This is a genomic window from Lutimonas sp. (genome assembly GCF_051011215.1).
GTDB lineage: Bacteria > Bacteroidota > Bacteroidia > Flavobacteriales > Flavobacteriaceae > Lutimonas.
In genome coordinates, this window is the sequence record NZ_JBPCUJ010000175.1 from 1 (window position 1) to 18299 (window position 18299).

An 18299-nucleotide genomic window follows, 5' to 3' on the forward strand; every position below is an offset into this window, starting at 1 on the left:
TTGGAGGGGTCAATGAGTTTACTCACCGCCTCCAGAACCGCGGGAAACATTTGTCTCATGCCTGCATGATAGAGCATCGGCTCGTCATCTTTAATCAGAAAATGATTAAACTGTAAATTAAACTCTTTAACAAATACGGAAATTCGATACACATCGGGGGCAATTTCTGAAACATTGATCATAGGATGCTTTTTTAAGGGTTGATTTATATACGTAGCTATTTTAATTAATGATAGCAAGGTACTATCCTACAACCATTTATGATTGTAAAAAAGCGACATAAAGTGACGATAGGGTCTGTAATACAAACTTGATGTATCGATCAAGGCAAAAGAAGATTTTTGAACGCTACGAAGAATTCAAAAACTCATACCTCGCTATTCAACGCCGCAAGTTCCTCCTCAGTAAGCAGTCTGGAATGAATAATAAATCGCAGCCCAAGCGGAATTTCAAGCGAAAAACTGGAACCTCTGCCTTCTGTGATATCAACGGTTAAATGGGTGTGTTTCCAGTAGTCAAACTGGTCTTGATTCATGTAATAATTAACACCGTCTAATTGCCCTAGCAAAATATCGCTGTCGTCCAGGTACAGATCGCCTTCTTCTAAAATCATGGGCGATGACCCATCACAACAACCGCCACTTTGGTGGAAGATCAAATTACCATGCTTCGCTTTTAGCTGATGTAAAACGGCAATGGCTTTTTCTGTAATGGCAACCCGGTGGGAGGTCATAATAAAAGTATCAAAACCAAAAAGACCAACTGACGTGCAGTCAGTCTTTTTGATGGGTTAATCTCTATTTTCTAAAAGAATCCTAATTTATTTTTATCATAAGAAATCAGCATGTTTTTAGTTTGACGGTAATGGTTCATCATCATTAAATGATTCTCTCTACCAAATCCTGATTTTTTATAGCCTCCAAACGGTGCGTGGGCCGGATAGGCATGGTAACAATTCACCCAGACCCTACCTGCTTTGATCGCTCTCGGAATTTGATATAACTGATGGGCATCTCTGGTCCAGACACCTGCGCCTAATCCGTAAAGCGTATCATTGGCGATGGCGATGGCTTCTGCTTCGTCTTTAAATTTGGTAACCGCAACAACGGGTCCAAAAATTTCTTCCTGAAAAATACGCATCTTATTATGACCTTCTAAAATAGTGGGCTGAATATAGAATCCGTTGGCCAGATCACCTTCTAATTCACCGGCACCGCCACCTGCAAGTACTTTAGCGCCTTCCTCTTTCCCTATGTTCATATAAGAAAGAATCTTTTCGTACTGGTCATTAGAGGCTTGTGCACCCAGCATACAACTCTCATCATAGGGGCTTACCTGAACAATAGCCTTGGTTCTGGCGATGACTTTTTCCATAAAAGCATCATAGATGTCTTCCTGTACCAATAACCTGGACGGACAGGTACACACTTCACCCTGATTAAAGGCAAATAACACAGCACCTTCAATGGCCTTGTCTAAATAGGCATCATCGGCATCCATCACAGAATTAAAGAAAATATTAGGTGACTTGCCCCCTAATTCCATGGTGACTGGATTGATGTTTTTAGAGGCATATTGCATGATTAACTGACCCGTGGTGGTTTCACCGGTAAAGGCCACTTTATTAACGCCTGAATGAGACGCCAAAGGCTTCCCTGCTTCAGGTCCAAATCCATGTACAATATTGATCACACCCGGAGGAAATACGTCGGCAATTTTTTCCATTAACAAGGTTGCTGTTGAGGGGGTTTGTTCTGCTGGTTTTAAAACCACACAATTCCCGGCAGCCAGGGCTGGTGGTAATTTCCAAGAAAGCATCAGCATCGGGAAATTCCAGGGGATAATTTGCCCCACTACGCCAAGAGGCTCTTTGATGTTCATTGAAAGGGTATTGGCATCCAGTTCTGTTGCTGAACCTTCTTCGGCCCTGATCACGGCTGCAAAATAACGCCAGTGGTCTATGGATAATGGAATATCAGCATTTACCGTTTCTCTGATGGGTTTTCCATTGTCGCAGGTTTCCATTACAGCAAATTCCTCGAGGTTGGCTTCCATAATATCTGCTACCTTATTGAGCAGTGAGGCCCTTTCTGCCGCCGATGTATTTCCCCAGGCATCTTTGGCCGCATTGGCAGCTGCTACAGCATTGTCTACGTCTTCTTTTTGGGACCGCGGATATTTTGCGATCAGAGAATTGTCAATTGGTGAAGGGTTATCAAAATACGCACCACCAACGGGTTCTACAAATTTTCCATTGATAAAATTACCGTACTTTTCTTTGAACTTTGGTTTTGAATAACTCATCTCATATGTATTTAGATTATTGAATAAAAGCGGCAAATACATAGCAACTATATAAATTTACGGATTTTTTGTGAAAATTTAAACAGATAAAACTGATTTAAGGAATTGTGAATGATGGTATTAGGCAGGGGTTGGAGATTGGGGATTGGGGATTGGAGATTGAAGATTGGGGATTGTGGATTGTGGATTTGAGATTTGAGAAGGTAGGTGTGACTATCCAATACCAACAAGGACTATTGAATGGTGAAATTTAGAAATCCTTGAATGAGATACCGGAGGCAGGATTCTTATTCTAAGGTTGCTTAGCGCGTTCCCGCAGGGGCAAATAAAAAGTCTGTGGGATTATCAAGGTCGTATAGATACTGATAGCCTTTCGTTTCTTTCTTACAGAATGGCTCCAGAAGATTCAACATATGCTGATACCCTTCCAGGGTGAGCGCACAATAAAAAGTTTCTCCATCAACACTGAAGATGCCTTCATCGGTTTTAAACAGCCCGAGGACTAAATTACAATTACGCGTTTCGATAAAATTTACTTGCGACAACACCAGTTTCTGCTTTTTATCAACAATAACATCCTGTATTAAATCTCTGAATTTAATGGCTTGGGATTTATCAAAATTGTATAATCTCACAACATTTTCTCCGTATTCGTTGATGTTATCTATGAAGTCCAGTTCCATTCAGTACATGTTATAATATTCATTAAAATGTCTTTTTTTTAGGGCAATTGTAACTCGTTTTTATACACTTTGCCTCCCTCAATCAATACATCGGCTTCTTTTACTTTATCACTAACTCCGTCCCACACCTTCACATTGGTGATAAGCGTCATTTTTTTAGTGTCTGATTCCTGTGCCAATAGCGAGGCACTAAAGGCCATAGACATTAATAGAATGCATACTTTACGTGTCATTTTTCTCATATCCAAACTAAAATTATTTTAAATAAAGTGATAAGTACTAACCGTGAAAGTGACTACCATCAAATTTAACGAATATTCTAATAAGAATCTATGAATACTCATTTGCTTTCTGCGGCCAAGCTAAGAGCATCAACTTTATATGAACACAACTATTGTTTCCTCAAAAAGCTATGCTTTGAATGGGACATGAAAACCTCTTTTTAGAGATCTCTTTTGTGATGTTTTGCGGATGTTGCGGCTTTGATACGGTTCTGTTCACTTTCAAAAAAATTGAATTTTCGCATCCCAACAGCCTTTTGGTACAACAGGTAAATACCGATTGTAACAATCAAATGAAATACATGTCTTTTTATAAAACCATCTATGAATCGACCCCTAATTATCTTGATTTTCTTGACGTTTCTATCGTGCCAGGGAGACTCAGCAAAACGTATCGAATCGACATCAATATCTTCTAAAAAGTATGTTTATACTGAAGATATAGATCGCTTTTGGGTAGCTTATGACAGTATTAAAAAAGTCAGCAACTATACTACTAAACTCGATCTGATCAACTCAATGTATATTGATAAAGGTACAGCAGGCCTTCATGAATTTATGAAACTTCGAAATTATTCTGATACACTTTATGTCCAGTTGATCGAAGACCTTCCTCTTTTCTGGGAATCCATTCGCATGAATACCCTGTCAGTAAAATCTCGTGAAAAAGAAATCAATCAGTCTATTGAAACTTTAAAAGAATTATATCCGGAATTAAAGCCTGCCAATATATATTTTACCATAGGTGGAATGCGCTCTGGAGGAACAGTAAAAGATGACATGTCTCTTATAGGATGTGAAATTGCCGCGGCGGATAAGAAAGTAAATATTTCAGAATTCAAGTCTCATGGCCATGATTGGCTTATCCCTTTCTTTGAATCGCAAAATTCTGCAAAAATAGTAAGTATGAATGTCCACGAATATGTACATACGCAACAAAAGAATATGGGTACAAACATTCTTTCCCAGGCATTACATGAGGGTAGTTGTGACTTCATCACAGAACTCGTCACAAAAAGGAATCTACAATCTCATTATATGCAATTTGGAGCGACCAATGAATCAAACCTTAAACAAGATTTTTTAAGGGAGGCCTTTGATACGGAATACGCAAACTGGTTCTATAATGCGGATTCCAGATATGGATTACAGGATGTAGGTTATTTCATGGGCTATTCTATCTGCAAGGCATTTTACGACAAGGCAGAGAATAAGAGACTCGCGATCAAACAGATCATTGAATTAGATCATTCAGATCTAAACGCAGTAGTTGCATTCACCAACTCTTCAGGTTATTTCAATCAACCTTTACGATGGAAATAGCAACTTAGTTGTCTGTATCGGTCTTCTTATTTTTGAATCATCGCTTTCATTCTACTAAATTCTGCCTTGGTCTTGATCGCCCTGCCAAACAAAAATGTTCCGGAAACGTCCCCACCATTCTGCTCCCAGTATATAAATAGAAATGAGGAAAAATGCCTCGCCTAAAATAAATACCCAGAATACGAAATCTGCCTGACCATGAAAATCAAGCCCAAAAACTTCTGGAAATGGTGTTTCTACGGTTGTCTTTTCAAAGGCAACCCATGCATAAGCTGCCCAAACGTAATTATTGAGAAGAGACAAAACCAGAAGACCTATCCCGATCCGAAAACGTGTTTGACTAATAGCACCGGTATACCCGGCTTTTACAGCGCCAAAAACTTTGCTCTTAATAGCTTTAAATCCTTCCTTGCCCAGAAAGGCAATACTTAAAAGGCTTACAACTTCGCCTCCTATCACAAGCACTCCTATAACGCCGGCACCCACACCTAAAAAAGGCAATACTGTTGCAGATAATAAAATACCTACATTTCCAATAACAAAGAGTAAAAGTCCAAACTTATAGCGCCATGTTTTGGTAAAATCTTTTTGAATTTGATCTGGTTTTTTGGATTGGTCTGGATTCATACATTTTTAAATTTCTTATGATGTTCTAAATTTAGTCGCTTTTTATGAAAAATTTATCCCATTCCATAAAGGCTGGTCATCAATATAACAGCACATCATCGGTTATAAAAACGGCATACGAAATTTAGTGAATTTCTTTGAAAGTTCAATGAATCCCTCAAAAGTTGAAATTTTGTACCTTGGAGCATCAACAACCCATTCCATGATCCCTTTCTTCCGTAAAATCCGTAAAAAACTCGCTGGTGAGAATCAATTTCCAACCTACAGTAATTACGTTATCAGAGAAAGGGTACTGCCTGTGGCAGGTATCCTGAAAACACAGAGTGTTCTATGGCTATTAGCAATACTGATCGGATGCACATCATCTGACAAACAACCATTGATACAAGATTTAGATACCATGCACCCTCCGGACTCGAACCAGATCTGGTTGTCACACGAACATATTCTGGTCGATTTTATTGGAGCAGACAGTATTCAACCAGATACATGGAATCATGATTCGATCATAAAAGAGGTTCTGCCTTCTTTGGATGACCTAAAAGAATTCGGGGTGGATTATTTTGTTGATGCAACACCCAATTACCTGGGAAGAGATGTGGTGTTACTTGAAAAGATCTCCCATAAAACAGGGTTGAGGATACTTACAAATACGGGGCTTTATGGGGCTCGAAATAATAAATTCATTCCGTCCTTTGCCCATCAAATGACAGCAGAAGATCTTGCTCAAATCTGGATAGATGAATTTGAAAATGGGATTGATCATACTGCGATCAAACCCGGTTTTATTAAGATTGGAATTGACACCAATGACCCTTTGCACCCCATGCATCAAAAACTCGTGAAGGCTGCGGCCCTTACACATATGAAAACAGGCTTAACTATTGCTTCCCACACCGGAGAAGCCGCTGGTTTATGGCCACAGCTGGCCATTCTCAAAGAAATGGGGGTTTCTCCACAGGCTTTTATCTGGGTTCATGCGCAGACTGAAGAAGATAATGAACGTTATCTAGAAGCTGCAGAAATGGGATGCTGGATAAGTCTTGACGGATTGGGGTGGGACATTGAAAAGCACCTGGCTAAAATACTATTTGCAAAAAGAAATGGAATCCTGGACAGAATATTAATTTCCCATGATTCCGGCTGGTTCGATCCACAGAAAGAAAAACAAACAATCAAACCGTATACAGCAATTTTCAAGACACTATATGAGGAACTTAAAATGCAGGGTTTTACCGATGAAGAATTCAATTTGCTGGTCAGTGTGAATCCTGTAAAAGCTTACTCAATAAAAATTAAAAACCATTCTGAATAACAGTTAACCATTTCTCATATCTGAAATTTTGTAAATTGTAGTACAATTGAATAAATACTCACTCATTAAATCTTGAATTATGAAGAAAGGAATTTATCTGGGAATCGCAATTGGTTCCATATCAACCTTGTTAATGATCACTATGTTAGCCTTTAATTCTGAGGAAATAACCCTCGAAAAGGAACCCTCGCGAGATGTATATTACCCGGGAACTGAAGAACTTGGACCGGATGAAATGCGGGTTGTCGCCTTAGGTACTGGCATGCCGAATGCTCGACCTAAACAAGCGGCCGCGAGCTTTCTTGTAGAATTAGGCAACGGGGATAAGTTTATATTTGATGCAGGTACCGGGTCGGCTGAAAGGCTGAGCGCACAAGAAATTCCTTACGATTTACTTGATAAAGTATTTATTGGACATCTTCATGCTGATCATTTTGGTGATCTTGATGCCATATGGATTGGCGGGGTTCTCGCCAATCGGCAAGTCCCACTAAGAATCTGGGGGCCTAGCGGAAGTGAAGAAAAACTAGGCACAAAATATGCCGTTGAACATATGAAAGAAATGTATGCCTGGGATTGGGCCTCAAGACAAGGTAATGTGAATACTTCAGGATTTGCTGCAGAGGTGACAGAATTTGATTACAAAAAGGTGAATAATTTAATTTATGATGAAAATGGGGTCCAGGTATATACGATACCGGCAATTCATGCTGTGGACGGACCGGTTAGTTTTATTCTTAAATGGAACGGACTAAAATTCGCATTCAGCAGTGACACATACCCAAATAAATGGTGGATAGAACATACTCAGGATTCGGATATCGCAATTCATGAGTGCTTTTCACCACCTTCTTTGTTGGTTCAGAATCAAGAGTGGCCACCTCTCGATGCTTTAAACGTTGCCACACAAGTACATACTTCGCCAGCAATGTTTGGAAAGGTGATGAGTGACATGAAGCCAAGATTAGCCGTAGCTTATCATTTTTTTAATGATTTTAATACAGCACCAAAAATATTGGAGGAAATACAGTTAACCTACGATGGCCCTGTTTCTTTAGCAACTGATTATATGGTTTGGAATATTACCAAAGATGATATTAAGATTCGGATGTCATCTATCAATGAAGATATTTGGCCGCTTCCGTCTCTTACAGAAAAATTACCTGCTGACCCGAACAAAAAAATTGGTTTTTCTGAGTTTACTTCAAGTGGAAGAGTTGTGTACGAAGAAGTAATTAAGTTTTATTACGATGAAACTAATGAATTGTTTGGGACGGACTATGACCCTCCTAAATAAAATAAGGTCTGTTATAGGTTTTAATCATAAATAAGAGTGGCCAATTCTTTACCGTAATCAATGAGCGCAATGGTCTCATCAGTTCGCGCTAATTTAATTTTGTTAAAAATGATGAGCGCCTCTCCGTTGCTTTCCAAATGATAAATCTGGTGATTTTCAAAAAAGCGAATAATATCATCCGTGAAAAATGATCGGATTTCAGATTCATTATTCCCCATAAGCAGGAACTTATTAGAAAAATCTGGATACATCTTAAAATCAATATCTTTATAGCCTGTGAATGCTATCACTCGATCAAATAATTTTTCTAATACCCTTTCTTTTTCCATCGTAAAAACGGGTATTTTTTTATTCAAATTTAAGACCATTAGTGTCGTATTAAACGTCTCAGCGGTAAACGCCTGTCCTTCATTGAATGTCACATCCGCAATTTCCCAAGACACATTCAGATCTTTAAATGTTCCTTTAAGACAATTGTACTTGCGCTCAATAGGTCGAATTTCGAAAAAGTGGAATTTTTTTAGATAAATCGTGTTCCAATCGATTTGATTCGTGTATTGATAGTCCTTCTCAGTTGCTAAATTACGCAATCGTTTTTGCCTTTGGGATAAGCGCGTATCAGAAGTGGTCAGACTAATTTTTAAAGCTCTATTATACGTAGATGATGAAACATGTGAATCTAACCCTGTTATAAAAACCTTACCTCCTGTAGCTCTTTGTGTCTTTAAATATTCTACCAGATAATCCATATAGGTCATTCCTACCATTCTTGTTTCTGATAAATCAATATTGACATCTGCCCCAGAGGGAATTTGAGTCATAATCTTCTCTACTTTTAAAATGCCCAAAAAATTCGCAATACCTCTAACTTTCAAATCGAAAGTTCCATCCGAACGCTTCAATAACTTTGTACGCGATTTATAAACCATTTTAAAAAATTGAGGAATGGACAATCTCGCCAATAGCATATGGGTGATCAATACCAAAAGCAACCCACCTAGTAATCCAACTAATAAATTAGTATAGAGGGTTAAAACCATCGTCCCAATAAAGAAAACCAATTGCTCAGTACCATGATTATAAGCTTGTTTAAAGACTGAAGGAGAGGCCAATTTAAATCCTGTAAATACAAGTAGAATAGCAAAAGCACACAACGGTACCTGTCTCATTATCGGACTCAAGGCGACGATAAAAAGAAGTAATAAAAAACCTTGATACATATTAGACCACTTTGTCTTCGCACCATTATGAATGTTTACAGTACTTCGAATGATGACCGCAATGATTGGCAATCCTCCAATAAAACCTGCTACCATTGTACTCATGCCAATACCTGTTAAATCTTTATTCAAATCTGTCTTACGCCTATAAGGATCTATTTTGTCAACTGCTTTAGCAATAGCCAAAGATTCAATACTTGTTATAATTAACATGGAAAATACAGTAGTCCAGAATTCAGGTGTCTTAATTTTACCAAAATTGGGGTGCATGATTGAATCCTTAATGGAATCGGGAATGTCCAGCAACAAATGCGGGCCTATTTCATAAGCTTTTCCAGCGAATGAAAGCGTTTGTTCATCAAAGAAGTTGAACGCATATACAAATGGAATAGAAAGAGCAATAACCCATATAGGGGCAGGTAAAAGGTGGAAAAAACGGTAACTGATTTTGGAATGAAACAATAACAACAGTAATCCTGTTAAAGAAATAATAAGAACAAAAGGATTTGCCTGAGGTAGATATGTAACAGCATCGATGAGATTTTGAATAATGTTAGGGCTATCAGAATGTGTATCCATAGCAACATGGATTTGTTTTGCAAATATGATAATTCCTATGGCTGCTAATATCCCATGAATTACTGATGTGTGGAAGATGTCTGCTAAACGACCTAATTTTAATAAGCCTAATACAGCTTGAATTGCGCCAGATACTACCACTGCTGCTAAAACATAATTAAAAGCCTGACCCGATCCATCATCCATCACTACAATTCCGTAAAGTATGACTCCAATAACTCCTTTTGCGGGTCCGTTGACTGATACGTGACCACCTCGATAAAGAGTGGTCACCAGACCTCCAACAATTGCTGAAAAGATCCCAGACATGGCAGGTGCTCCAGCTGCCAAAGCAATCCCTAATGAAAGAGGCAAAGCAATGAGCGCAACGCTCACCGCCGCGATTAAATCACTTCGCCAATTTTCCTTTAATCCCGCAATGCCTGTTTTGGGTATCGTTTCCATTTATTTAATTGTGCAAAGATTTTAGATGATTAACCGAATCAACTAATATAGTAAATATTCGCAATTATTAAGAATAAGTGGATAATGCTGTTAAGAAACTGACACAATGGTGTGAGTTTTGATACAAGCGAAGGGAGTACAGACTTTTCAAACCAATTGCAAAGTTATTTTTGAAAAATGAGATTTCCCAACTGTTTTTTTAAAGGTCTTTACAAAGAAGTCCTCCAAATAAGTCTCGTAAGTTGATTTTTTAGCACGGACCAAGCATTACATTTTTGTGAAACGAACAGTCGCAATGGAGGCATGTAACTGAACACCATTTCCGACGGGCGCATCAACAAATAAGGCAATGGGCATTTGAGGGTTTGTAACATCATTTGCAGATGCATATGTTGTCCCACTGTCGGTTCCGGCATCATAAACATGTGCCTCAACCGTTTTTTGATCGACAAAAGAATTGTTTTCCATCAAGTTTATGTCTACAACAGCTATGTACCAATCTGGACTTGGGGCAATCATTGTTGCCAATGTGATGGAAGAATGTTGCTCGGTGACTTCTACTTTCAGAACAATTTCTCCGGTTCCTGAACTCAAGTTACTTCCAACAAAATAATTATTCCCTTTTCCTTCTTCAATTAACTCCTTTAATTCCGCTTCAAGAGGCGATGTACCTCCGGTTTCGGCCATGGTTTTTATGCCATTTGAAGCAAAAGTTCCCGTCTTAAAAAAAGATTGGTTAGCATCATGACTCCAGCCAATCAGCCTGGAAAAATGTGCATTCGACGGATAGCTTGTAGGAAAGTCTGTAGGATTCCAATTAATATTAACAGTCACCAAATATTCGGTGCTGTCTTTCACATCAATTGAAACCATTTCTTCATCATCTGTACAGGCAAAAAATAATAATGCAATTAAACTAAATATACCAACGTGTCGCATACAATTCAGGTTTTAGGAAATTATTCATTTAAAACTTTGGTCGTTAAAGTTGAAATACCTTGCAAATTTTAATAGCTGTTTACCTGATTATTACATGCCTCCCTTCTCCCTGATGCGCCAAAAGATTCAGGATACAAAACATAAAAGCCACTAAATAATGCTTAGACGAGGTTTTAGTGTCCTATTACTTATCTTCGCAGTAATTCAATCTAATTAGGATAGACAAAGGGAATGAATCGTGAAATAATTGACATAAATGATTATACAATTTTATTAGAAGAAGCTTCTTCCAATAATCATTTAATCGATTCATGTTTTTTTGATGAACCTGTAATTGCCATCGCTTTTTATGGTCAAGGCGATGTTGGTCTTACGGTTAAATTTGATGGAAAGAGCAAAGATTTCCATCACACCAAAGGCATGGTTTTATCATTTTACGCTAATGATAAAGTGGAATTTGAACATCAAGTCTCTAAATTGAAACCCCTTCAATGCCTGGTAATCGCAACTACCGTCAGAAACATTGACAAATTACCAAACGGTGAAGGTCGGTTTTTGGAAAAATTTTTGTCCCAGTTGATACATCCAAAGGATCATTTTGTAGAAGGGCCTGTTTTCAACATGAATCCGGAAATGTTTCAATTAGTGGAACAATTCTTTAGCAATACTTATCAAGGTGAGATTAAAATGATGTTCTACAAAAGTCATATAACAGCTTTACTTTCGCACTATTTTGGACAACTTACCAAACTGCAAAATGTAAAACTAAACACTTCCCTAATTGAAAAAATAAATCTGGCCCAGGAAATTTTACTATCCGATTTAGAAAATCCACCGTCATTAACAGAACTTGCTCATAGCATCGGAATCAACACCAACAAACTTAAAATTCAATTCAAGGCACAGTTTGGTGTTCCTGTATTTAAGTATTTACAAAATGAACGTTTAACAAAAGCCTACAACTTAATTAAAAACGAGCGTAAAACAATTCAGGAAGCCGCTTGGGCAGTTGGTTACGATAGTCTGGGTTCTTTCTCAAATGCTTTTGAAAAAAAGTTTGGCTACAGACCGAGCCAGGTCTAAAATTCTTTTCGAATAAATCATAATTCTTTTTGAATAAGTAGCCGCTTTAACAAGGCTATAGATTTGCATCATAATTCTAAATCAAAAATTATGACTAGCAACAAGTTATTGAGCATTGTATACGCCATTTTAGTCTGGATTCTGGGTGTAAGCTTTTACCTCTTATCGTTTTATGTACCTGTTTTAAAAAATCCTGAGCAACAATCTAATATAGTTATGGCATTAGCCATTATTCCCAGCGCCTGTATAGGAACGTATCTGTTCTACAAAAAAAGTTATGTAAAACCGTCCGTATTGGCGCTTACCTTCATTACCGTGGCTATTATACTGGATGCCTTGATAACGGTTCCTGTGTTTATTATTCCATATGGAGGTAGTTACTCAACGTTTTTTGGAGATCCTATGTTTTACACCATAATAGTTGAGTATTACTTCATTGTATTGTATTTCGGGAATCATTTAACCAAATCAATAAGGGCATGAAAACATTTGTACTTTTTATAACGGTTCTATTAAATGCCCTTTCTACAGGCTTTTTCTTTGCCTGGTCAGTTTCGGTCATTTTAGGAACAAAAAAGGTAGGTGACTTTACTTACTTGGAAAGCATGCAAAGCATCAATAGAGAAATCTTAAACCCAGCCTTTTTTATAGTATTCTTTGGAAGCATCATTACACTTTCTTTAAGCGCAATTTTACAGTACAGTTACAAGCCAATGTTTTGGTTTATAGCAGCATCTGCAGCTATATATCTGATGGGAACATTTGGCGTAACAGCCTTTGGAAATGTTCCGCTAAACAATGAATTAGAAGCATTAAATCTAAAAGAGCTCAGTATATCTGAATTGAAAAACTTCAGAAACTATTATGAAAGCAAATGGAATCGGTATCATACGATAAGAACAGTATCATCAGTAACATCTTTTGTGTTTTTGATCACCGGAATTCTCTACTCAAAATAAGACTTGATTAAAATCGAGCAGCACTAAAAATTTAATTAATTACAAAAAGTAACACTTATGCCATTTTTTAAACATTTAAACGAGTTATCCGATATTACAGATATCACTTGGAACGACCGAAAAAGGTTAGGTCCGTTAGATAAAGCATCGCAGCAAATCATGCGCGGAAAATCAAATTTTACCTACGCTCAGAAAGAGCTTTTTGCAGCTTATGTTTCTGGTCTTAATGCATGTAGTTTTTGTTATGGTTCTCATGTAGCGGTAGCAGAAAACTTCGGAGTTTCTCCAAAAACAGTAGACGCACTAATAGAAGATATTACAACAGCACCCGTAAAAGATAATGAAAAACCTCTCTTTGAATTTCTAAATAAATTGACGCTTTCAGCCAGTAAACTGAGCCAAAAAGATGCTGACGAGGTATTTAAGGCAGGTTGGACTGAGGAAGATCTACAAGAGATCATCCTGGTTGGTTGCCTTTTCAATTTTTATAATCGTTTACTTGATGGTCATGGCGTAAAGGGTAACAAAGCTATATACCATTTCGGCGCAGATCATTTGCACAAAAACGGTTATGGTGTTCCTTGGTTTATTGGACTTATCAAGGGCTTAATTAACAAAAGTAAACTGAAAAAGATTCAAGAATTTGAAGCCTGATTAATATCAATTTAAAACAGAAAACATGAAAACAGAAAACATTTTAGTCATTGGAGGAACCGGTAAAACTGGTCGTCGTGTAGCAGAACAATTAAAGAATAAAGGGATTGAACCTCGAATCGGTTCCAGGAATGCATCACCCAGTTTTGATTGGGATCATAAAGATACTTGGGTAGATACCTTACATGGCATTGAAAAAATGTACGTTAGCTACTATCCTGACCTGGCAGTTCCCGGAGCCAAAGAAGCCATAGTAAGTTTAACCTATTTAGCAAAAGAGTTGGGAGTTAAAAAAATGGTACTGCTATCTGGAAAAGGAGAAACCGAAGCAGAGGCCTGTGAAAAAATTGTAATGGATTCAGGCATGGATTATACCATAGTCAGAGCTTCTTGGTTTAACCAGAATTGGAGTGAAAGCTTCTTTTTAGAACCTATCCTAACTGGAGAGGTAGCACTACCAATGTCTGATGTATTGATTCCATTTGTCGATACCAATGATATTGCTGAAGTTGCTGCAACTGTTTTACTAGATGACAGCTATAACGGAGAAATTATTGAGGTAACCGGTCCTGAATTAATCACTTTTAAGGATATTGTCAATATCATTTCAAAAACCAGTCAAAGAGATCTGAATTTTTACGACATCACGCTAGAGCAGTATATAATTGGGATGAAGCAAATGCAAATACCTGCTGATGTTGTGTGGTTAATTGAGTATCTATTTAGCCATGTCTTAACGAATCCAAATAATCAGCTGGTAGTGAATGATATTGAACCAATTCTGGGCAGGAAAGCAAAATCATTTTTGGAATATGCTAAAGAAACCGCTAAATCAGGGGTTTGGAATCAAGTTAAAGTCCACTAAATATTGCCAACAACTTGCATAAATAATGGCGATTTGACTTTCGAATCAAGTCGCTATTATTTATTATTTCGTAATTTATTTTCTCGAAAAAAACTGAATTACATGTTTTTGATCCGGATCATTTTAGAATACCTAAAAAGAGAAGTACATGAGATTCTCTATAAAACTCTAAGTGGGAAATAATTAATATCTTGTAGTAAATCTGAATCCCCTAATTATGAAAACAGCAAAATGGAATGGTGTAATATTGGCCCAAAGTGATAAGACCATTGAAATCGAAGGGAATCATTACTTCCCCCCAGAGTCATTACAAAGCCAATATTTAAAGGAATCGAGTCATATGTCTACCTGCCCATGGAAAGGATTGGCCAGTTATTATGATATTGAAGTTGCCGGGGAAATTAATTCTAATGCCGGATGGTATTATAAACAACCTTCTGAAGCAGCGCATCAAATTAAAGACCATGTCGCATTCTGGAGTGGTGTTGAAATAACTTGAATTTATGATTGATCGACCATAATCTTCAGATTTCACCCTTGTATCAATTGCACTATTCTTGATTTTTTTGATCTAATTACCAATAGGTCATTCTTCGTTGTTCATTTTCACTTCTTGTATGCCATCTAGAATCCATGGCATCAATTCAGAAACCGTAGGATGAACCAAGACAACCTTTCTATAATGCCTGCATGGTATTTTAGAATGCATAATAGTGGCAAACATATTGATGATTTCGTCACCTCCAACGCCTAAAATGGAGGCGCCGAGAATCAAATCCGTTTTAGCGTCTACAAGCAATTTAGCAAACCCTTTCGTTTCTCCCATTTCCTTGGCGCGACTTATTCTACTCATGGGTCTCACTGCTTTTAATACCTTTCGACCACTTAACAGTGCTTCTTTTTCCGTCATTCCCACCCTGCCAAGCGGCGGGTCGGTGAACAATCCATAAATTACTTCCCGTGAGTTAAGTGTTCTGTCTCCTCCAAAAATTCTATCCAGAACGATCTCTGCATCATTCACCGAAGTATGCGTAAACGCTCCTTTTCCATTGACATCACCAACGGCAAAAACACCTTTGACTCCAGTCTCACAGTATTCATTTACTTCTATAAATCCGCGGTCATTTGTAGTTATTCCCGTACACTCAAGATTCAAAGAGTCTGCATTCGAAATTCTACCTGCAGCCACTAAAACCTGATCTCCCTCCAATTGCAGTATTTCACCCTTCTGATCAATCTCTACCATTTTCATATCGCCAGATTGTGTAACCCTTTTGGTATTTGAATTACAATAAATGTCAATCCCTTCTTCCCTTAAAAATTCTGATATGGCTGTAGCGACATCCTCATCTTCCCTAGGCATCAATTGTCCTGATCGCTGAATGATACTCACCTTGGCGCCAAACCTTCTAAACACCTGTGCAAACTCAACTCCAATGTATCCTCCTCCAACAATAATAAGGTGGTCCGGAACTTTCTCGAGTTCCAGGAGTCGGGCACTATCGAGCCAATCAACATTGCCCAGACCAGGAATGGGAGGTGCTGATGGCCTGGTGCCAACATTAATATATATGTGGTCTGCTGTATAAATTTCGCCGTTCACTTCAATTTGATTTTCATCAATAAAGGCAGCCTTTCCTAGTATCAAATCTACATTAGGTGAGTTTTGCATCCAAGTGGTTAATCCATTGCTGCCACCATTCCTAATGCTGTTCATGCGTTTTCGGATTTGATCAAAATCCAACTGAAAATCTCCAATACTAAAGCCGTAAAAGTCTCCTCTTTTGGCTTGATACACTGCCTTGGCAGAAGCTACTAACGTCTTGGTAGGAGTACAGCCGTAATTTACACAACTCCCTCCTACTTTATTTGCTTCTATGACTCCAATAGATGTTTCCGTCGGAATCAATTTCCCGAGTAATACACCAAGGGCCTGACCTGTTCCAATAATGAGATGAGAAAAGTGCTTCATGGGAATAGGATTTTAAAATGTTAATATGTGTATTTTGCAATTTACAATATTATTAATTCAATAATCTTCAATCAGTTTTACCTTCTCATTTTCAAATATTTTAATCCTATTTTTTCTGTATCAACCATTCAAATCTTAAAATTTCGTAACTAAAAGTATCAACCAACCACCGATGATCCCTTTCTTCCGAAAATTCCAGGCTTCCTTCTAATAAATAATTTGATTCACAATGATGGATATACAGGAAGATTGAATTGAAAAGGAGAAATGAGGTCAGAACCACCTAGAATCACAAAAAAAGACTTTAGATTTCCCTGAAGTTTATTATCAGACTCCTAACTCATAATTATATTTGAATATTTGTTCATCCAGACAATAGTGTAACCCGTTACTATTCCCAATGAAACCCCACCTACCAATAAACCTAACAGCGAAAACGGCATTGGAAATGAAGATAATAAGAAGCAAATACCCCATCCAACAGAACATGCAGCGATCCACCAAGCTGCTTTTTTGAAATAAGGTTTTAAAAATTGCATTTGCAGTAATCCAATTAGCAGACCGATGAGCAAACCAAAAAGAAGGCGATTTAGAAATTCATAGTCTTCATGGAAAGATGAAAATTTATATCCGTACTCATCCATTATTACAAAAGCTATAAAAGGAATCCCTAAACAAGCGGTGCATACCAGGCCCCACAAGCTACTTAATTTAAACATTCCTTTTAAAATAAACCATTGTGCGTAACCAACACTCGCTCCTATACAAAGACCTACGATTAAATTGGTCTCTTTAGAATAGAAAATGTTCACCACCAAATGTGACAAAATAATAGAACTGACGACACCTACGAAATATCCTATTCCGTTAGCTATAACCCATTTTTGAAGGAATTTATTTACGCGTTGTTTGTTTTCAATGTTCATTGCCTATTGCATTTTCAATTCAATAGCAATTTAGAAAGAACACGAACAAGAATTGGTTAACCTGAGTTAAGAAATGTTTTTAGCAAATCTTCTTCTAATTCGACTTAGCGACTCTGGTTTAACACCAACATAAGAGGCAATCAAATACTGGGGAATTCTTTGCGTCAATCCATAATACTTGTCGATAAAACTTTTGTAACGATCTTCATGATTTTGCATATAAACCTCCAGAATCTGATTCACCATAATTTCAAATCGATGCGAAATTATCTGGCGACCAATTAGATTACCATTCTTAGTCGTGTTATAAATTTTTTGAATACTTGGATAATCAATTATAAGCATCTTACAATCTTCAATAGCTTGAATATTCTGAACTGATAAAGAAGCATTTCGAAAACTTTGATAGTCCCCAATGAACTCACCTTCACTTGTAAACTCAAATGTAGATTCTTCACCATCTTTAAGTACAAAATATCTTACAAGACCCTTATGGAGAAACCCAATATTTCTGCACACCGTACCATCTTTCAAAAAGAATTCACCTTTTAACAATGTTTGAGGCTTAAAACTAGACTTAATCAGTTCCGTTTCATTTTCATCAAGATTGGCAAAATTGTCTAATATTCTTAAAAGTTCAACGTGCATTATTAGCTAAATATCTGTATTTCAACACTAAGATAGATGATTTTACTATATTTAAAGTTCAACCATCAACCCTATGATCCCTTTCTTTAGAAAAATCCGTAAAAAAATGGCTGATGATAACAGGCCTTTAAAATATGCCCGATATGCTATTGGGGAAATTATACTTGTAGTGATTGGGAT

21 protein-coding genes and 1 pseudogene are annotated in these 18299 nt (G+C 37.4%); 11 read left to right on the top strand and 11 right to left on the bottom strand.

The annotated features are described in order from the left end of the window. The 3 genes and pseudogenes from ACR2MV_RS16400 to ACR2MV_RS16410 all read right to left on the bottom strand — a co-directional run. A pseudogene (locus ACR2MV_RS16400) lies at positions 1-182 on the bottom strand (MBL fold metallo-hydrolase); the annotation flags it as partial. A 185-nt stretch (positions 183-367) separates the two neighbouring features. Further along, positions 368-733: a DUF779 domain-containing protein gene (locus tag ACR2MV_RS16405; protein WP_434023369.1), complete on the bottom strand. Its 366-nt coding sequence runs from the start codon at positions 731-733 to the stop codon at positions 368-370. Positions 734-804: 71 nt separating this feature from the next. Continuing rightward, entirely contained in the window at positions 805-2304 is a 1500-nt protein-coding gene (locus ACR2MV_RS16410; protein WP_434023371.1) for an aldehyde dehydrogenase family protein, read from the bottom strand. 107 nt (positions 2305-2411) lie between these two features. On the opposite strand from ACR2MV_RS16410, the gene ACR2MV_RS16415 reads away from it, so the two are divergent. Continuing rightward, positions 2412-2558, top strand: a complete 147-nt coding sequence (locus ACR2MV_RS16415) for a hypothetical protein (protein ID WP_434023373.1) — start codon at positions 2412-2414, stop codon at positions 2556-2558. A 48-nt stretch (positions 2559-2606) separates the two neighbouring features. Here ACR2MV_RS16415 and ACR2MV_RS16420 read toward each other — a convergent pair whose 3' ends face one another. After that, positions 2607-2987, bottom strand: a complete 381-nt coding sequence (locus ACR2MV_RS16420) for a hypothetical protein (RefSeq protein ID WP_434023374.1) — start codon at positions 2985-2987, stop codon at positions 2607-2609. Between the two features lie 38 nt (positions 2988-3025). After that, positions 3026-3220: a hypothetical protein gene (locus tag ACR2MV_RS16425; protein ID WP_434023375.1), complete on the bottom strand. Its 195-nt coding sequence runs from the start codon at positions 3218-3220 to the stop codon at positions 3026-3028. Positions 3221-3408: 188 nt separating this feature from the next. Here ACR2MV_RS16425 and ACR2MV_RS16430 point away from each other — a divergent pair, with 188 nt between their 5' ends. Both ACR2MV_RS16430 and ACR2MV_RS16435 read left to right on the top strand, forming a co-directional pair. Next, positions 3409-3687: a hypothetical protein gene (locus tag ACR2MV_RS16430; RefSeq protein WP_434023377.1), complete on the top strand. Its 279-nt coding sequence runs from the start codon at positions 3409-3411 to the stop codon at positions 3685-3687. Between the two features lie 100 nt (positions 3688-3787). Further along, a complete protein-coding gene (locus ACR2MV_RS16435) occupies positions 3788-4591 on the top strand; it encodes a hypothetical protein (RefSeq protein WP_434023378.1) in 804 nt (267 codons plus the stop codon). Positions 4592-4645: 54 nt separating this feature from the next. Here the strand turns inward: ACR2MV_RS16435 and ACR2MV_RS16440 are convergent, their stop codons facing one another. Next, a complete protein-coding gene (locus ACR2MV_RS16440; RefSeq protein WP_434023379.1) occupies positions 4646-5218 on the bottom strand; it encodes a transporter suffix domain-containing protein in 573 nt (190 codons plus the stop codon). A gap of 202 nt (positions 5219-5420) precedes the next feature. Between ACR2MV_RS16440 and ACR2MV_RS16445 the strand changes: the two genes are divergently transcribed. Both ACR2MV_RS16445 and gntH read left to right on the top strand, forming a co-directional pair. Then, complete coding sequence (locus ACR2MV_RS16445; RefSeq protein ID WP_434023381.1) at positions 5421-6533, top strand: phosphotriesterase; 1113 nt, start codon at positions 5421-5423, stop codon at positions 6531-6533. Between the two features lie 79 nt (positions 6534-6612). Beyond that, positions 6613-7830, top strand: coding sequence for a guanitoxin biosynthesis MBL fold metallo-hydrolase GntH (gene gntH, locus ACR2MV_RS16450; RefSeq protein ID WP_434023383.1), 1218 nt, complete (start codon positions 6613-6615; stop codon positions 7828-7830). Between the two features lie 20 nt (positions 7831-7850). Here the strand turns inward: gntH and ACR2MV_RS16455 are convergent, their stop codons facing one another. Together ACR2MV_RS16455 and ACR2MV_RS16460 are read right to left on the bottom strand one after the other, a co-directional pair. Beyond that, positions 7851-10073, bottom strand: coding sequence for a SulP family inorganic anion transporter (locus ACR2MV_RS16455; protein WP_434023385.1), 2223 nt, complete (start codon positions 10071-10073; stop codon positions 7851-7853). Positions 10074-10340: 267 nt separating this feature from the next. Then, a complete protein-coding gene (locus tag ACR2MV_RS16460) occupies positions 10341-11012 on the bottom strand; it encodes a spondin domain-containing protein (protein ID WP_434023387.1) in 672 nt (223 codons plus the stop codon). A 231-nt stretch (positions 11013-11243) separates the two neighbouring features. Between ACR2MV_RS16460 and ACR2MV_RS16465 the strand changes: the two genes are divergently transcribed. From ACR2MV_RS16465 to ACR2MV_RS16490, 6 genes are all read left to right on the top strand, one after another. After that, complete coding sequence (locus ACR2MV_RS16465) at positions 11244-12095, top strand: helix-turn-helix domain-containing protein (RefSeq protein WP_434023388.1); 852 nt, start codon at positions 11244-11246, stop codon at positions 12093-12095. Between the two features lie 90 nt (positions 12096-12185). Further along, positions 12186-12578, top strand: coding sequence for a hypothetical protein (locus ACR2MV_RS16470; RefSeq protein WP_434023389.1), 393 nt, complete (start codon positions 12186-12188; stop codon positions 12576-12578). Continuing rightward, positions 12575-13054, top strand: a complete 480-nt coding sequence (locus ACR2MV_RS16475) for a DUF1772 domain-containing protein (protein WP_434023391.1) — start codon at positions 12575-12577, stop codon at positions 13052-13054. Before ACR2MV_RS16470 ends, ACR2MV_RS16475 begins: the two co-directional genes overlap by 4 nt. A 57-nt stretch (positions 13055-13111) precedes the next feature. Beyond that, positions 13112-13708, top strand: coding sequence for a carboxymuconolactone decarboxylase family protein (locus tag ACR2MV_RS16480; protein WP_434023392.1), 597 nt, complete (start codon positions 13112-13114; stop codon positions 13706-13708). Between the two features lie 25 nt (positions 13709-13733). After that, entirely contained in the window at positions 13734-14573 is an 840-nt protein-coding gene (locus tag ACR2MV_RS16485; protein ID WP_434023394.1) for an SDR family oxidoreductase, read from the top strand. A 217-nt stretch (positions 14574-14790) separates the two neighbouring features. Beyond that, the gene (locus ACR2MV_RS16490) at positions 14791-15072 is read left to right on the top strand and encodes a DUF427 domain-containing protein (protein ID WP_434023396.1); all 282 of its coding nucleotides are present in this window, start codon (positions 14791-14793) and stop codon (positions 15070-15072) included. An 87-nt stretch (positions 15073-15159) separates the two neighbouring features. Here ACR2MV_RS16490 and ACR2MV_RS16495 read toward each other — a convergent pair whose 3' ends face one another. From ACR2MV_RS16495 to ACR2MV_RS16505, 3 genes are all read right to left on the bottom strand, one after another. Beyond that, the gene (locus ACR2MV_RS16495; protein ID WP_434023398.1) at positions 15160-16545 is read right to left on the bottom strand and encodes a mercuric reductase; all 1386 of its coding nucleotides are present in this window, start codon (positions 16543-16545) and stop codon (positions 15160-15162) included. A gap of 335 nt (positions 16546-16880) precedes the next feature. Beyond that, positions 16881-17471, bottom strand: coding sequence for a serine/threonine protein kinase (locus ACR2MV_RS16500; RefSeq protein WP_434023400.1), 591 nt, complete (start codon positions 17469-17471; stop codon positions 16881-16883). 66 nt (positions 17472-17537) lie between these two features. Then, entirely contained in the window at positions 17538-18119 is a 582-nt protein-coding gene (locus tag ACR2MV_RS16505; protein WP_434023402.1) for a Crp/Fnr family transcriptional regulator, read from the bottom strand. Positions 18120-18299 lie beyond the last annotated feature (180 nt).

What these genes read in the sequence shown, in the direction of transcription:
- ACR2MV_RS16405 (WP_434023369.1), bottom strand. Translation starts at nt 733, where the DNA reads ATGACCTCCCACCGGGTTGCCATTACAGAAAAAGCCATTGCCGTTTTA.
- ACR2MV_RS16410 (WP_434023371.1), bottom strand. Translation starts at nt 2,304, where the DNA reads ATGAGTTATTCAAAACCAAAGTTCAAAGAAAAGTACGGTAATTTTATC.
- ACR2MV_RS16420 (WP_434023374.1), bottom strand. Translation starts at nt 2,987, where the DNA reads ATGGAACTGGACTTCATAGATAACATCAACGAATACGGAGAAAATGTT.
- ACR2MV_RS16425 (WP_434023375.1), bottom strand. Translation starts at nt 3,220, where the DNA reads ATGACACGTAAAGTATGCATTCTATTAATGTCTATGGCCTTTAGTGCC.
- ACR2MV_RS16430 (WP_434023377.1), top strand. Translation starts at nt 3,409, where the DNA reads ATGGGACATGAAAACCTCTTTTTAGAGATCTCTTTTGTGATGTTTTGC.
- ACR2MV_RS16435 (WP_434023378.1), top strand. Translation starts at nt 3,788, where the DNA reads ATGTATATTGATAAAGGTACAGCAGGCCTTCATGAATTTATGAAACTT.
- ACR2MV_RS16440 (WP_434023379.1), bottom strand. Translation starts at nt 5,218, where the DNA reads ATGAATCCAGACCAATCCAAAAAACCAGATCAAATTCAAAAAGATTTT.
- ACR2MV_RS16445 (WP_434023381.1), top strand. Translation starts at nt 5,421, where the DNA reads ATGATCCCTTTCTTCCGTAAAATCCGTAAAAAACTCGCTGGTGAGAAT.
- gntH (WP_434023383.1), top strand. Translation starts at nt 6,613, where the DNA reads ATGAAGAAAGGAATTTATCTGGGAATCGCAATTGGTTCCATATCAACC.
- ACR2MV_RS16455 (WP_434023385.1), bottom strand. Translation starts at nt 10,073, where the DNA reads ATGGAAACGATACCCAAAACAGGCATTGCGGGATTAAAGGAAAATTGG.
- ACR2MV_RS16460 (WP_434023387.1), bottom strand. Translation starts at nt 11,012, where the DNA reads ATGCGACACGTTGGTATATTTAGTTTAATTGCATTATTATTTTTTGCC.
- ACR2MV_RS16465 (WP_434023388.1), top strand. Translation starts at nt 11,244, where the DNA reads ATGAATCGTGAAATAATTGACATAAATGATTATACAATTTTATTAGAA.
- ACR2MV_RS16470 (WP_434023389.1), top strand. Translation starts at nt 12,186, where the DNA reads ATGACTAGCAACAAGTTATTGAGCATTGTATACGCCATTTTAGTCTGG.
- ACR2MV_RS16475 (WP_434023391.1), top strand. Translation starts at nt 12,575, where the DNA reads ATGAAAACATTTGTACTTTTTATAACGGTTCTATTAAATGCCCTTTCT.
- ACR2MV_RS16480 (WP_434023392.1), top strand. Translation starts at nt 13,112, where the DNA reads ATGCCATTTTTTAAACATTTAAACGAGTTATCCGATATTACAGATATC.
- ACR2MV_RS16485 (WP_434023394.1), top strand. Translation starts at nt 13,734, where the DNA reads ATGAAAACAGAAAACATTTTAGTCATTGGAGGAACCGGTAAAACTGGT.
- ACR2MV_RS16490 (WP_434023396.1), top strand. Translation starts at nt 14,791, where the DNA reads ATGAAAACAGCAAAATGGAATGGTGTAATATTGGCCCAAAGTGATAAG.
- ACR2MV_RS16495 (WP_434023398.1), bottom strand. Translation starts at nt 16,545, where the DNA reads ATGAAGCACTTTTCTCATCTCATTATTGGAACAGGTCAGGCCCTTGGT.
- ACR2MV_RS16500 (WP_434023400.1), bottom strand. Translation starts at nt 17,471, where the DNA reads ATGAACATTGAAAACAAACAACGCGTAAATAAATTCCTTCAAAAATGG.
- ACR2MV_RS16505 (WP_434023402.1), bottom strand. Translation starts at nt 18,119, where the DNA reads ATGCACGTTGAACTTTTAAGAATATTAGACAATTTTGCCAATCTTGAT.